The organism is Cutibacterium sp. LaCa_89, assembly GCF_058177555.1.
Genome location: NZ_CP190889.1, coordinates 2,286,275 through 2,300,536 on the forward strand (window position 1 = coordinate 2,286,275; position 14,262 = coordinate 2,300,536).

At 64.7% G+C, this 14,262-nt stretch carries 9 protein-coding genes and 2 pseudogenes; 4 read left to right on the forward strand and 7 right to left on the reverse strand.

Annotation, left to right across the window (positions count from 1 at the left end; all coding sequences use genetic code 11):
* The first annotated feature begins 258 nt into the window (after window positions 1-258).
* Entirely contained in the window at window positions 259-942 is a 684-nt protein-coding gene (locus ACP8LP_RS10535; protein WP_252908538.1) for an EcsC family protein, read from the forward strand.
* A 30-nt stretch (window positions 943-972) separates the two neighbouring features.
* Here ACP8LP_RS10535 and ACP8LP_RS10540 read toward each other — a convergent pair whose 3' ends face one another.
* From ACP8LP_RS10540 to ACP8LP_RS10565, 6 genes and pseudogenes are all read right to left on the reverse strand, one after another.
* Window positions 973-2,244: a threonine/serine exporter family protein gene (locus tag ACP8LP_RS10540; protein ID WP_063279826.1), complete on the reverse strand. Its 1,272-nt coding sequence runs from the start codon at window positions 2,242-2,244 to the stop codon at window positions 973-975.
* Window positions 2,245-2,322: 78 nt separating this feature from the next.
* Window positions 2,323-3,026, reverse strand: a pseudogene (locus ACP8LP_RS10545) (hypothetical protein).
* A pseudogene (locus tag ACP8LP_RS10550) lies at window positions 3,023-3,871 on the reverse strand (ABC transporter permease); the annotation flags it as partial. The pseudogenes ACP8LP_RS10545 and ACP8LP_RS10550, both read right to left, overlap by 4 nt.
* Before the next feature lie 84 nt (window positions 3,872-3,955).
* Complete coding sequence (locus ACP8LP_RS10555) at window positions 3,956-5,365, reverse strand: dihydrolipoamide acetyltransferase family protein (protein ID WP_252908539.1); 1,410 nt, start codon at window positions 5,363-5,365, stop codon at window positions 3,956-3,958.
* Window positions 5,366-5,412: 47 nt separating this feature from the next.
* Window positions 5,413-6,408, reverse strand: a complete 996-nt coding sequence (locus ACP8LP_RS10560; RefSeq protein WP_016666267.1) for an alpha-ketoacid dehydrogenase subunit beta — start codon at window positions 6,406-6,408, stop codon at window positions 5,413-5,415.
* Window positions 6,408-7,463, reverse strand: coding sequence for a thiamine pyrophosphate-dependent dehydrogenase E1 component subunit alpha (locus ACP8LP_RS10565; protein ID WP_187117047.1), 1,056 nt, complete (start codon window positions 7,461-7,463; stop codon window positions 6,408-6,410). The genes ACP8LP_RS10560 and ACP8LP_RS10565 overlap by 1 nt, the downstream gene beginning before the upstream one ends.
* A gap of 299 nt (window positions 7,464-7,762) precedes the next feature.
* On the opposite strand from ACP8LP_RS10565, the gene hemG reads away from it, so the two are divergent.
* The 3 genes from hemG to ACP8LP_RS10580 all read left to right on the forward strand — a co-directional run bounded on the left by hemG (window position 7,763) and on the right by ACP8LP_RS10580 (window position 12,810).
* Window positions 7,763-9,115, forward strand: a complete 1,353-nt coding sequence (gene hemG / locus ACP8LP_RS10570) for a protoporphyrinogen oxidase (protein WP_036976299.1) — start codon at window positions 7,763-7,765, stop codon at window positions 9,113-9,115.
* Window positions 9,112-10,413 (forward strand): TIGR04053 family radical SAM/SPASM domain-containing protein, encoded by a 1,302-nt coding sequence (locus tag ACP8LP_RS10575; RefSeq protein ID WP_252908540.1) that lies wholly within the window; start codon window positions 9,112-9,114, stop codon window positions 10,411-10,413. The genes hemG and ACP8LP_RS10575 overlap by 4 nt, the downstream gene beginning before the upstream one ends.
* Before the next feature lie 279 nt (window positions 10,414-10,692).
* Window positions 10,693-12,810 (forward strand): bifunctional metallophosphatase/5'-nucleotidase, encoded by a 2,118-nt coding sequence (locus ACP8LP_RS10580; protein WP_484483151.1) that lies wholly within the window; start codon window positions 10,693-10,695, stop codon window positions 12,808-12,810.
* 391 nt (window positions 12,811-13,201) lie between these two features.
* On the opposite strand, the gene ACP8LP_RS10585 is transcribed toward ACP8LP_RS10580, so the two are convergent.
* Entirely contained in the window at window positions 13,202-14,221 is a 1,020-nt protein-coding gene (locus ACP8LP_RS10585) for an esterase/lipase family protein (protein WP_063279823.1), read from the reverse strand.
* Window positions 14,222-14,262: the final 41 nt, after the last annotated feature.

Here is a 14,262-nt window from a genome sequence, read left to right on the forward strand (position 1 = left end):
TTCATAAGGCAACCCTAACTCATTAGTTATCCTCGTTAACAAATAGGGGCGTCCATGCCCTGACCAGGAGAGACGCTCACGGGTCAGACAAGTGGTCCTACTGCTGACACCGGTGGGCATGCCACGTTCGGAGGAATCGCGGCCTCACGCAGGCGCGATCACCACGGGCATTGCCCGGCACCACCTCAACGCGAACACCAGAGGATTCGTCCGGCCCCACGGCTACCCTTGAAGTGAGTTGATCGAGAGGAGACCCTCGTGGGAATCGGAAGCAACATCGGCAAAGCACTGCTGTCCCAAGCCCCTGACATGGCACCCGGCGCGGCCGTCTCGATGCTGCGCAGCATCCTGGGATTCGCCATCGACGGTGCCTCATCGCTGCCGGGAGCGCGTCAGGCCGCTGGCAAGACCCTCACCAAGCACGACGGTGACGTCGAACAGGCCATCAACTCCCTCGTCAACCAGCACATCGCCATGGCCGGTGCACAGGGATTCGTCTCCAACCTCGGTGGCGTCGTCACCTTGGCCGTGACCATCCCCGCCAACATCTCGGGCGTCGCGATCGTCCAGGCCCGCATGGTGGCTGCCATCGCCCACCTGCGCGGCTACGACCTTGACGACCAGCGCGTCCGGACCGCCATCCTCGCCACCCTCATGGGTCAGCGTGAGGTCGACAGCCTCATTCACGAGGAGAAGCTTCCGACGACCCCGATGGGCATCGCCACCGCCCCGGTGGGGGACGCCGATCTGGAGAAGGTCGTCGCCCGTAACCTCGTCAACGTCCTCATGGGCCAAGTTGCGGGCAAGAAACTGCCGGTCTTCGTCTCCAAGCGCGTGCCCGTGTTAGGTGGTGGAGTCGGAGCCACCACCGACGGGTTCACCACCTGGAGCGTCGCTCGTTACGCCCGCAAGCAGTTCCCGACCCGCCGCCCGCGCGGCTGAGGCCAGGATCTGTGTTCGGTCCGGGACGCGTCAGAAGGTTTGCCGACGATGTGCCCCGGGCCGACGTGTGCGGCTGCGACGAAGCAGCCCGACAGCCCGCGCCGCCGTCGTGCCGACGAGCAGACCCAGCGCGATCGAGCCAATGATTCCCGTGGACTCCAACGCCGTCGCGCCAGCCGCCGGGGTGCCCGCGCCCAGTTGGGTCAGGGACACCAAGCCCAGGGATCCCGGCACCAACAACCAGAAGCTCGGCAGGAAGAGCACCAGACGCGGTAGTCGCGGGCGATGCATCTCGATCACCGATGATCCGAAACTCGCCACGGTCGCTCCCAGCAGGCCGCCGCCCCAGGTGGCCCCGGCAACCGTCTGGCCGATGATCTGGAAGGTCAGGGTGGTGGCCAACATGAGAGCCACCCACGGGACGAGGTATCTGGGTATCGACTCCATGAGACTCATCCCGGCGGTCAGGAGCAGGACGCCGAGGAATGGCACCCACAACCCTCGCCAGGGAATGATCTGGTTGTTGAGCCGGTCGACGGGGACCTTTGTCAGCCACGCCGCACCGAGAACACCCGCTGTGAACATGGCCAACTGGGCGGTCCCGAACCCCAGACGCGACGCGCCCGCCATCATCGCTCCTGCCGCCAGTTCAGCCACCCCGGTAACGATGAGGGCACCGGGAAGCAGCACCGCGATCGGCGGCAGCAGGCTTCGCAGCGGCCCCTCGATGAGTCCGAGTCGCGCGGCCCAGAAGGCACACAGAGCGACGACAAACGCGGCCAAGAACGGGGTAAGGACGGCCAGGGCCTTCCTCTTGCCGGACAACCATATGAATCCGGCAGTGACCTGACCGGCCAGCACGGAGAACAGCACGCTGGGCCACAACGGCTGCAGTACCAGGGCGATGCCCGAGGCGACGCACACCATGCCACCATGCAGACCCAGGCGCGGGTAACGTGGCGGGATGGAACGCAAGTCCCGCAGTTGCTCGAGGGCCTCGACCGGGCCGATGGTGCCGTCGAGGAGCTGCTGACGGATACGAGCTGTGGTGGCGCTCTGGTCCAAACGGATGGTTCCTTCCACCGATTCGAAGGTTGCGGGGGTGCCACCTCCCAGGCTCACCACGACTCCGGTGGGCCAACCCTGTACCTGGACGTCGGGGCATCCCAGGTATCGACCGACGCTGCGGGTGTCGGCCTCCACCTCGTGCACCGGCTGACCACCGGCGATACCGGCTGCGGCAACGTAAGCCAGCAGTCGGCGGACGCCATTTTCGTCGAGCTCGTCCACTCCAGGTCCCATCGTCGATACCGTCGCCAGGATCAATCGTCGCGCACCTTGGGCCCTTCGGCACGCCAGTGGCCGAAATCAATCTACGGGTCAGGGACGTAGGGATTTCACTCCGCCCAGCCCTCGTGCATACCCGACAACCCCGAGGAGGGCACAGACGGCAGCACACACCACAGCCACAACAGACACCCCCCGCACACTTCCCTCGACGGCAGCTGTTTGTCCTAGATAGCCGCCGGGGAGACATCGCAGGAAGGTGTTTGACTGCGCGACGACCATGATCAGGTAGGCAAGAGGGCCGCACAATGGCCCACTCTTGCGCGACAGCACCCCCGTGGCAAACAATGCGACACCGGTGCACAGCAGGCAGGTGACCGAGAACCCGATGAATGGAGACCATGGCAGCTGAAACCGCGCGGGCATCTCCGGCACTAACACGGAATCACCATTGGGTATTAATTCGACGGGAAGCGACCGCAGTATCCATCCTGTAAGCAGTGGAAGGCCGGCGGCGCACAGGCATATCCACAGCCCCATTGACCCATACCCAATTGCCAGGGAGCGAATCGAAGCTCTCTCGACCCACCCCATGCCCGACGAGACGCACCACATGATGATGGCGCAGCCGACCAGACTGGTCAGCTCGAGACCTGTCACAGGGCGATCCCACACGTCCCCCGATGCCACCGACAGACGCGTCTTCCACAGGAAAAGGCCACGACAACGGCCGCAACCGGCACGGCAACAAGGGCTACGGCATGGCGCCCTTTCAAGAAAGTCACGATGCTCATCATCGGTGCAGATCGCTGGAGGTCAACGAGCACCCCTCGATCGCCTGACGATGGTGCGTGTACCACTGGCGAAATGCGGTGACATCCATGCCGTCAAGGTCATTTCGTTCCGAACTTGGCGCAACATCATACTGGAATCCAGCCAGCCGAAGAATGGTGCGTTCCACGGAATTAACGCCGTCGAAGGCCTCGATCTGCTGGGGTGTCATCTCTGTAGAGAAAGTACATGCGTCTTGACCGGAAAAAGACTGAGCCAGACCCTGAGCCGTCATATCCGATAATTGTTGCGCAGAATCATATACGGTCGCATGTCCGAGATCCATGACGAACTGCTTGCTGCGTGCGTGGTATCCAGGCTCAGCAAGTAGGACGTCGTGAGGTACCGCCGTAGGCGGCATGACGGACACGACGCGCTGAACGGGTTGCGCGTAGGACAAGGCGAGACTGCGATGTGCCGGCATGACGCACACCCGCACGTCTTCGTGTGACGAACACTCGAAGGCCAGTGGCGCATCGCGGAACAACGGCACTGGCATGACGACCCCCAGGGCAGCGATGATGAGCGGTGGGGCGACCAGGGCCACACATGGCACCACCCGACGCCACGTAAAACCGCCGGAGCGAACCGTGGACCAACGGCTGGCAGCCAGGATGCACGAGACGGTGACGATGCAAAAGAAGATGGTGCGCATGGTCACGGCCGAGGCCGTGGCGGTGTGGTTGCCACTCGGCTCTGCCATGTCCATGGACCACGCGAAGGCCACCGAGCCATACCCGGTGTTGGCAAAGAGATTCTCGTTGACAAGGACCGGTATTCCGACCACAGCGATGCACACAACCGGTGCCACGGCGCGAGACGATCACGCCCGAAAAACAACCTCGTCCGCGGTGAAAACACCGCACTGGCATCCTCGACCAGCGGCCAAGGTCGATCAGTACAGCATTGCCGAGGCCGGGTCCGAGAGAATCTCCGCAACGTCATGGAGGAAGGTCGAGCCCTCCTCGCCGTCAATGAGGCGATGGTCGAAGCCGAGGCTCATCGTCGTCACCCACCTGGGCACGACCTCCTCGTCATCACCGGTCCCGACGACCCACGGACGTCGAGCGATCGTCCCGAGAACGAGGATCGCCGATTCGGTGCGGTTGACGACCGGAGTCCCTGCGTCAAGGCCAAACACCCCAACATTGGTGATCGAGAAGGTGCCGTCGGTGTAGTCGGTGGGCTGGAGCTTGCCCTCCTTGGCGATGGCGACGATGCGGGTGATCTCCTCGGCCAGCTCGAGCATCGTCATGTCCTGGGCGTTGCGCACCACGGGCACCATGAGGCCGCGCGGGGTGGCCGCGGCGATGCCGAGGTCGATCTGGTCGCGGAAGACGATCTGGTCGGCGGCGTCGTCCCAGCGGGCGTTGACGACCGGGGTGCGTCCCATCGCCAGGCACACCGCCTTGCACCAGATGGTCAGCGGGGAGACGCGCAGTCCCTTGAACCTGCGGTCGGCACGCAGCCGGGCGACGAGGTCCATCGTCGGGGTGACGTCGCAGGTGAGGAAGGCCGTCACGAGGGCCTTGGTGTCCAGGGAATCCTTCATCGCCTTGGCAGTCACTTTGCGGACGCCGCGCACCGGGACCCTGCGAGTGTGGCCGTCAGGCTCGGTCGGGGCACCGCCGAGGAGACGACGAGACATCACCGACAGGGTCGCGAACTCAGCGTCGCCAGCAGAGGCACCGACGACAGGTGGTTCAGGCGCGGCTTGACGACCGGCCTCCGCTGCCGCCTTGACGTCGCTCCTCGTCACCGCCCCCTGCGGGCCGGTGCCCGTCACCGTCGAGAGGTCGATGCCGAGGTCGGCAGCCAGACGTCGGGCCGGGGGCTTGGCGAGGACATGCCCGGCGCGGTCCATGCGCGGCGGATCCTGGCGCCTGGGCTGTGTCGGCTGCACAGGTTCGGGAACGGGCTCGACATCAGTCTCTGGACCGGTCTTGAGGGTCGGCGTCTGGGGGGCCTTCTCGGGTGCCCTTTCAGCCGACACCGCGGCTCTCCTGCGACGACGGCGTCGACGTCCGGACTCCGCGGTCAGGTGACCGACGAGGAACTCCGGCTCCTCCTCGGGTTGGTCGTCGGAACCGTCGTCAATGGTCACCAGTGGCTCTCCCACAGCCACCGTCTCGCCGGGCTCGGCACACAGCTTCGCCACGGTCCCGGCGAAAGGGCTGGGGAGTTCGACGATCGACTTGGCCGTCTCGACCTCGCACAGCACGTCGTTGATCTTGACGGTGTCACCGGGAGACACCCGCCAGGAGACGACCTCTCCCTCGGTGAGCCCTTCGCCTGGGTCGGGCATGCAGTAGTTCTTCACGTGAATACCTCGTGATCGATGTCGGACGGTGGTCAGTAGGCCAGGGAGCGGTCGACGGCGTCGAGGATTCGGTCGACGTCGGGGATGTGCTCACCCTCGGCCTTGGCTGGCGGGTACGGGGTCGACCACCCGGTCACACGCAGAACCGGGGCCTCCATGACGTAGTAGAGCTCCTCGCCCAGGCGTGCCGCCATCTCCGCGCCAATGCCCTGGGTGCGCGGTGCCTCCTGGACGACAATCGCCCTCGTCGTGCGCCGCACCGACTCATAGACGGTCTGCATGTCAAGCGGGGAGAGGCTGCGCAGATCGACAACCTCGAGCTGGCGTCCCTCCTGGGCAGCTTCCTCGGTAGCGTCCAGGCAGGTTTCTACGAGGGGCCCGAAGCACAGCAGGGTGGCATCGGCACCGGTACGGACGATACGCGCCTCGTGAAGGCCGAGTTCAGGGGTCTCGGAGACCTCGCCGCGGGTGTAATAGCGACGCTTCGGCTCGAAGAAGATCACCGGGTCGGGGCTCTCGATGGACTGACGCAGCATCCAGTAGGCGTCGTCAGGGTTCGAGCAGCTAACCACCTTGAGGCCTGGGGTATTCGCGTAGAACCCCTCCGGGGACTCCGAATGGTGTTCCGGAGAGCCGACACCACCGCCGAACGGGATGCGGATCGTCACCGGCAGGGACCACCGTCCGCCCACGCGGGCGCGATACCTGGCCAACTGGGAGACGATCTGGTCGAAGGCAGGGGCGTTGAAGCCGTCGAACTGCAGCTCGACGCAGGGACGGTAACCACGCATGGCCATGCCGATGGCGGTTCCGACGATGCCCGACTCCGCCAGCGGGGAGTCGATGACCCGACGGCCGCCGAACTGGGTCTTGAGGTCGTCGGTGATGCGGAAGACGCCGCCCAGGGTTCCGACGTCCTCCCCCATGATCACCACGTGATCATCGGCGGCGAGGGCGTCAGCCAGGCCCGCGTTGAGGGCCTTGGCCAGGGTGGTCTCCCCCTGTGGACGTGCACCGTTGTCGCTCATCAGTTGTCCTCCTCCCACGAGGCGATCTCCTCGGCGTCGGCCAGGACGTCGGGGGTCGGCTCGGTGTAGACGTCCGACATGAGCTCGGCCATGACGGGCGTGGGGTTCTCGTGGACAGCGGCGCGAACCTCGGCCCCGAAGGCCTCCTCGCGCTCAGCCAGACCGTCAAGCCATTCCTGGTCGATGACCCCACGATCCTGCAGGTAGGTCTGCAGCCTGACGATGGGGTCGGCCTTACCCCACGTCGACTCCTCTTCCGCGGTGCGATAGCGGGTGGGGTCGTCGGTCGTGGTGTGAGCACCCATGCGGTAGGTCCACGCTTCGACGAAAACTGGCCCCTTTCCACTGCGGGCATGGTCGAGGGCCGATCGCAGCACGGCCGTCATGGCGACGACGTCGTTCCCGTCCACCTGCACCGCCGGAATGCCAAAGCCGATCGCGCGGCGGAACAGGGACGTCGGGGACTGCACCTTGGTGGGCTCTGAAATGGCCCATTGGTTGTTGACGCAGATGAACACCACAGGAGCGTTCATCGAGGCCGCGAACACGTAAGCCTCGTTGGTGTCCCCTTCGCTCATCGCCCCGTCACCGTGGAAGTCCAGCACGGCAGCCCGAGCGCCTCCGGACTCGACGTCGCGCTGAATACCCATGGCGTAGCCGACGGCATGCAGGGTGCCCGACCCGATCATCACCGGGTAGGCGCTGAAGTGGGTGGCGACGGTGTCCCAGGCGCAGTGCGCCTTGCCACTCCACGAGTCGAGGATGTCAGCGACGCTGACCCCCATCGCGTGGGCAAGACCCTGCTCGCGGTAGGTCGGGAAGACCTGGTCCCCGTCACCCAGCGCCAGCCACGCACCGGCCTGAGTGGCCTCCTGGCCCATGTGTGGAGGCCAGAGGCCGAGCTCTCCGTGACGCTGCAAAGCGGTACCCTCGGCGTCGAGACGCCGAGCCATGACCATCGTCTCAAGGGCCTTGACGAGGTCCTCGTCGCTCAACTCGACAGGGAAGCCAGGATGGGGGGTGAGGCGTCCCTGGTCGTCGAGGATCCGCACCATTGCAGGATCCGGACGACTGACGGGATGGTGTGTTGCCGGCGGGACGAATGGGTCCGCATCGCCTTCGTCGGCACTGATGTTCTCGGTCACATCTTCCTCCTGGTCGAGTGTTCCGTGCTTCATTCTGGACGCCGACTAGCCCAGTTCCAAACAGAACTTACCGTTCCGTAGGGAGCCAACAAGTCTGAGGTTACCGTTCCGTAGGTTGTGTCCACGGTTTCGACCCCGGTCGTCGACTCTCACAAGCTCTTGCGTACTCTCAACTGGTGAGCAAAACAGTGGCGATCATCGGTGCCGGGATGACAGGTCTGGCGGCCGCACACCAGCTGCGGAGCCACGGTTGCCGAGTCGTCGTCCTGGAAGCAGGGCCGAGTGTCGGCGGACAGGTCAGTTCCCGTCGACTTGGGGCCGACATGGTCGAGATGGGAGCCGAGGCCGTACCGCTACGCGCCCCAGGCGTCTCCGACCTGGTGTCCGAGCTGGGGCTGACGGACTCGATGCGTCATCCCGCCCCCGGACGCACCTTGTTGTCGAGCCGACGCGGGGTCGTGGAGATGCCGGCCGGAGTGACGCCGGTCGGGCCCACGAAACTCCTACCGACGATCACCTCGCGGATCCTCTCTCCCATCGGCCTGCTGCGAGCCGGCCTGGAGCCCTTCACCTCCCGCCCACACCCTGACGACGTCAGCGTCGGCCAGTTCATCTCGGAACGATTTGGTGACGAGGTCGGCCGAGCCGTCGTCGATCCCCTGCTGGGTGGCATTCACGCCGCCGACGTCGACAACTTCTCCCTCGCGGTCGCGGCTCCGGCCTTGGGGCAGACCGTCAGGAGGGGTGAGTCCATCGTCACGGGGACCCTCAAACGCAATGCGGTCGCAACATGGTCGCGCATTCGTCATCGTCCTCGGCCCTCCGGACCCCGCACCCCTGCCACCGCGACATGGGAACGCGGTTTGGTGACGCTGCCGGAGGCGCTGGCTGGGGACCTCACCGTGCACACGAACACCCGTGCCACGGGAACCCGGCAGGTTGGCCATGAATGGGTCGTCACCGTCACAGGACCGCGAGGAATCGGATCGGTTGCCGCCGACGACGTCATCATCGCCACGCCCGCCAGGGTCGCTGCAGCTCTGCTGTCCACCGCACACCCCGATGCCTCGGAGTTGCTGTCCCGGTGTGAGAGCACCACGGTTGCCACGCTCGTGGTGCGGACTGACCAGGTGGATCACCCGATCGCCACGGCTCAGACGTGGTTCATCGGCTCGGAATGGTCCCCGTTGGTACGCCAGGTGACGAATCTCTCGACGAAGTGGCATCTCTCCGAGCCCACTCTCCGGATCGCCATGGGGCGTCACGGTGGAACCCCCATCGACGACCTCTCCGACGACGACCTCGTCACCATGACCATGGCTGAACTGGAGCGTCTAGGATTGAGTGCTCACCCTCACGACCACGTCATCGAGCGTCACCGTGGCGCCATGCCGCAGCCAGTCCCCGGCCACCGGGAGCGCATGGCCACACTCGCCACCATCCTTGACGACACCGGACTCCACGTCGGCGGGGCCGGGATCGACGGTGCCGGAGTCGGCACCGCCATCGTCGCCGGCCGACGTCTTGCCCGTCAGATCACCTCGAAGGAGGAGGAGAAGTGACCACTACCACTGATCAACCCGAGCGGCCAGTGCAGCCCGGACATCCGGGTGCGTCCGCGGGTCATCCTGCCGGGCATCCCGGTGGCCACCCAGGTGGACATCCCGGCCACGGCCCGCTCGTCCGCGAGATCAAGCACGACCTCAACGACAAGCCCTTCATCGTCATCTGGGAGGTCACCCGCGCCTGCGCCCTGGTCTGCCAGCACTGCCGCGCCGAGGCCCAGCACCACGCCGCCCCCGGCCAGTTGACGAACGCCCAGGGCCACGAACTCATCGACCAGCTGACGAGCTACGAGCGTCCCTACCCGATGCTCATCCTCACCGGTGGTGACTGCTTCGAGCGTCCCGACCTCGTCGACCTCATCGAGTACGGCGTCAGCAAGGGCCTGCACGTGTCAATCTCACCCTCGGTGACCCCACTGTTCACGCGTGACCGGGTCAAGACCGTGCAGGATGCCGGCGTCTCGATGATGTCGATGTCCCTCGACGGCGGCTCCCCTGCCACCCACGACGCCTTCCGCGGTTTCCCGGGAACCTTCGAGCGCACCGTCGAGGCCTGCCACATGCTCAACGACCTCGACATGCGCTTCCAGCTCAACACGGTGTTCACCGCCAAGAACATCCACGAGGCACCGCAGATGCTCAAGAACGCCATCGACCTCGGTGCGTTCATGTTCTACACGTTCATGCTTGTTCCGACCGGACGCGGCGCCCAGCTCGACATGCTGTCACCGCTGGAGCGTGAGGACGTCCTGTACTGGCTGCACGACAACTCCACGCGCATCGCCATCAAGACGACCGAGGCGCCTCAGTATCGGCGCATCGCCTTCCAGCGCGAGGCTGTCCGTCAGGGCAAGGAGCGACCGGTTCGCCATGGCGAGCTCTACGAGTGGCTGACCCGCGAGACCAACGAGCTGCTCGGCGACGTCATCGAGGACCCACGCCCCCCGCGTACTCCACTGGCCATCAACTCCGGGTCCGGATTCGCGTTCATCGACCACACCGGCGACGTCTACCCGTCGGGATTCCTGCCGATCCACTGCGGGTCGATCAAGGAGAAGCCCTTCCCCGAGATCTACCGGACCTCCCCGGTGTTCCAGGGACTTCGCAACCCGAACGGGTTCTCCGGCAAGTGCGGAGCCTGCAACTTCAACCACTTCTGTGGTGGGTCTCGTTCGACGGCCTACGCCATGACCGGGGACTATCTGGCCTCCGACCCGTCCTGCGCCTACGTGCCGCCGGGCTACCACGGAGAGCTGCCGGAGAGAGTTCCCGCTGACGGACTACCGAGGGTGTGACAAGGATGTTCCATGGACCGGACGCCGTGACGACACCGTCACGGCGTCCGGTCCATTGTCGGTAATTTCCGACACCGCCAATCAGTACCTCCATTCTTGAAATCAATAACACAAGGTTCGCCTATCCTCAGTACTCCTCGCGCCGAAGTGACGGAGACATGAATTCCTCATGGCGAAGTTCCTCCGACCCCTTGCGAGCTCGGCCAGAAATGGGCGACGCTAGCTGTGTATGCCTTTTGGGCACAACATGAGTATTCGGACGAACCCCAGGGAGAACCCATGAATCACCGATGCAGGGCCCGAATTGCCGGCCTATCGGTGCTGTGCGTGGCCGGGATGGGCGGCAGCTTCATTGCCAACCCGGCCTCTGCCGCACCAGACGGAAGCGGCGCCCCGTCCGCGCCGGCCACATCATGCAACGGCGACAAGAACGTCGAGATCTTCAACGTCAACGACTTCCACGGTCGCATCGCCACGGGTGCCAACCTCTTCACCCCGGTCGTCGAGGCCCGCAACGCGAATGGAGCCGACAAGGTTCTGCTGCTGAGTGACGGCGACAACGTCGGTGGCTCGACCTTCGAGTCCGGCTCCCTCAATGACGAACCGACCATCGCCATGCTGAACGCCGCGGGCGTCGAGGCCAATGCCGTCGGCAACCACGAGTTCGACAAGGGCTGGAAGGATCTCGCCGAGCGCATCATGCCGCACACCGAGAGCCCCTACCTGGGTGCCAACGTCTACGAGAAGGGCACCAAGAAGGTTGCCGCTCCCCTCAAGGCGTCGACCGTCATCGTCAAGGATGGTGTCCGTATCGGCATCGTCGGAGCCGTCACTCATGACCTCCCCTCCTTGGTCTCCCCCGCCGGCATCTCCAACCTCACCATCGGTGACCCGGTCAAGGCCGTCAACGCCGAGGCCAAGCGTCTCAAGAGCGAGGGCCTGGCTGACGTCGTCGTCGCCGAGTACCATGAGGGCGCTGCTGACGGTTCCGCCGATCCGGCCAGCCAGGGCGGTAACTTCGCCCCGATCTACGCCGACACCTCCTCCGACGTCGACCTGGTCTTCAACGGCCACACCCACCAGGTGTACTCGTGGAAGGACAAGGCCGGCGCCCCACTGCTGCAGGCCGGTTCCTACGGCGCTCACCTGGCCAAGGTGAAGGTGGCCTGGGACTCCGAGCAGAAGAAGCTCTGCTCGACGGACGCCTCAATCACCGATCCGGCCAGCACCCCGGCCGACGACCCGACGATCGCCAAGATCACCTCGATCTACGAGGATGCCAAGGCCAAGTCGGATGAGGTCGGCGCCACCGTCATCGGGCACGAGACCGCTCCGATCACCACCCCGTCGAACGAGACCGACCAGAAATTCGCCGCCAACGTCCGTGACCGCGAGTCGACGATGACCAACATGGTCGCCGACATGTTCAAGGACACCCTCGGCAAGGACGATCCCAACTTCATTGGTCTGCAGAACCCCGGTGGAACCCGCGCCTCCCTGCTCGAGAAGGACATCACCTACAAGCAGGCCGCCCAGGTGCTCCCCTTCGCGAACACGCTGATGACCACCAGGATCACCGGCGCTCAGTTCAAGAAGACGCTGGAGCAGCAGTGGCAGCGTGATGACAAGGGCGAGGTCCCGTCACGTCCGTATCTGCAGCTCGGCGTCTCCAAGAACGTCACCTACACCTACGACGAGTCCCGCAAGGAAGGTGACCGCATCACCTCCATCCAGATCAACGGCAAGCCGATCGATCCCAGGGGCACCTACACCGTCGGTTCCGGTTCCTTCCTCATCGCCGGTGGTGACAACTTCACCGAACTCGCCAAGGGATCCAAGCCGGTCGACACCGGAAAGATCGACCTGTCCGCCTGGGTTGACTGGATCAAGGCTCAGAAGACCCTCAAACCTGACTTCGCCAAGCGTGCCGTCTCCCTGACGACCTCCCTCAAGGAGGGCATGTCCAAGGATGCCACCTTCACCATTGGCAAGCCGGCTGACAAGGCAGTTGCCCCCGACACCGTCGACTTCACCTCGAAGGACTCCGTCGTCAACAAGACGATGAAGGCCCAGATCGTTCAGGGTGATAAGACCGTCGACGTCGCCATCACCCCGGTCAAGGACGGTTCGTCCTCCGTGACCGTCAAGGTGCCGACCGCCAAGGGTCTGGTCAGCGGTGAGGCCACCATCGTCTTCACCTTCCCGGATTCCGGCACCACGGTGCGCTTCGCCGCCAACCTGTCGGTACCGTCCGGCGATCATCCTGGTGACGCTGTGATCCCCGCCCCGAAGCCGGGCCAGTCTGGCACCCCGGGCCACGACGTAAACCTGGGAACCCCCGGATCTGACAACGGCTCCAGCAACGGCAAACCCGGCCTGCCGAGAACTGGTGTCTGATCCAAGGATTGACACAACCTCATACTGAAGAAACCCTGGCCTGTGGAGGAATCCCGGGCCAGGGTTCTTGTGTGTCTGAGTTGGGGGCAGCAACGGGGTGAGGCCTGCCGACGTAGTGGAAATGCCGGTCATGATGGTGGGGGGCTGCTACTTGTCGTAGCAGCAACCACCGTCAGAATCGCGATTGCCCAACATCCCCGGTCAATTCACTTAGAGGTGAACGTGCAGGTAGTCACCCACACAGACGAAGCGCCCACCACGACCTAACCCTGATGGACGACATGGCAGCGCCACCCGACACAGGACGGGGACAGCGCTGCTGTTCGTTGTCACCATAGTCGTGGTTGGTGGCCACGCCGCACGGCGCTGGAGAGCCCTGACCTGCCATGGCTCATGCAGCACCCGTGGTGGATACGGGCAGGACCCGGGGCCTCCACGTGCAGGAAATCTCTCGTGGATGGTTCGGATCGAGGGCGTTGAGCACCATCTGGTAGGCGACGGGATCATAGGGTAGGCGACCGTGGCCATAGGCATCCAGAGGGCAGGCGTCCTGCACGGTCATGTTCTTGGCACCCTTGAGGAATGCTTGCGTGTAGGGCGTGATCGTCATGTCGAGCCGGGTGGAGATGACGGTGTAGGCGATGCCCGGGACGGTGTCGCCGTCACGGTAGACCTGTTGCATCAACGCTGATCCCCTGAGTTGCTGGCCGTAGGCCTCCATGTTGTGGTCGTAGCTCCACGTGCTGAGGGAATCCTTCACGGCCTCGGGCAGGCCGTGGACGAGCTTGTCGAGACCGCCGGCAGTGGTGCCGTGGTTGGCGGCCACCAGTCCGATCAGCTTGTCGACCTTGGACGCTCCGCCGTACATCTTGATGTAGGTGTTCGGCAGGATGCCGCCACCCTGCGAATGCCCGACGAGGTCGACCTTCTCGGAGCCCGTCGCCTTCCGGACCCGATCCACAAAGACACCCAGCGCCTGCGCGGAGGCGCGCACATCACCAGTGAAGCCCCAACCCTCGTCGAGGATCCCCACGGGGATATTGGTGGTGAAGGTGTAGACGCAATACCCCTCATGGGCCAGATGGGGCCCGTAGAAGGACCACGTGGCGAACGCGTTGCCGCCAGTACCGGGAATCAGGATGACCGGTCGGTCGCCGGGCTTGACCTTGCAGGAGAAGTCGTTCACACCCCGCGGCGCCACGCCCAGGTGCTTCTCGCTGTAGGAACGCGCCATCGACGACGCGTGGAATTCCGGCCCGACGCCGTTACCGGGAATACCGTCGGGGCTGTGGACTGCCGGGATCAGGGGATGGATATCCCCCGGCGAAGGAACGGCCTGCGCAATCGGCGCGGCAGCCATCAGGACGGCCACGCTCGCGGCCATGACGGCGAATCGTGCTTTGATCTTCATCAGTGACTCCTCAGTGGAACACGGGGAAAATTCCATGAATT

Bases quoted from the DNA above. Each gene is read 5' to 3' on its own strand.
- hemG (WP_036976299.1), top strand. From the start codon at position 7,763: ATGACAGGTCTGGCGGCCGCACACCAGCTGCGGAGCCACGGTTGCCGA.
- ACP8LP_RS10565 (WP_187117047.1), bottom strand. From the start codon at position 7,463: ATGGTGCGGATCCTCGACGACCAGGGACGCCTCACCCCCCATCCTGGC.
- ACP8LP_RS10560 (WP_016666267.1), bottom strand. From the start codon at position 6,408: ATGAGCGACAACGGTGCACGTCCACAGGGGGAGACCACCCTGGCCAAG.
- ACP8LP_RS10555 (WP_252908539.1), bottom strand. From the start codon at position 5,365: ATGCCCGACCCAGGCGAAGGGCTCACCGAGGGAGAGGTCGTCTCCTGG.
- ACP8LP_RS10585 (WP_063279823.1), bottom strand. From the start codon at position 14,221: ATGAAGATCAAAGCACGATTCGCCGTCATGGCCGCGAGCGTGGCCGTC.
- ACP8LP_RS10540 (WP_063279826.1), bottom strand. From the start codon at position 2,244: ATGGGACCTGGAGTGGACGAGCTCGACGAAAATGGCGTCCGCCGACTG.
- ACP8LP_RS10580 (WP_484483151.1), top strand. From the start codon at position 10,693: ATGAATCACCGATGCAGGGCCCGAATTGCCGGCCTATCGGTGCTGTGC.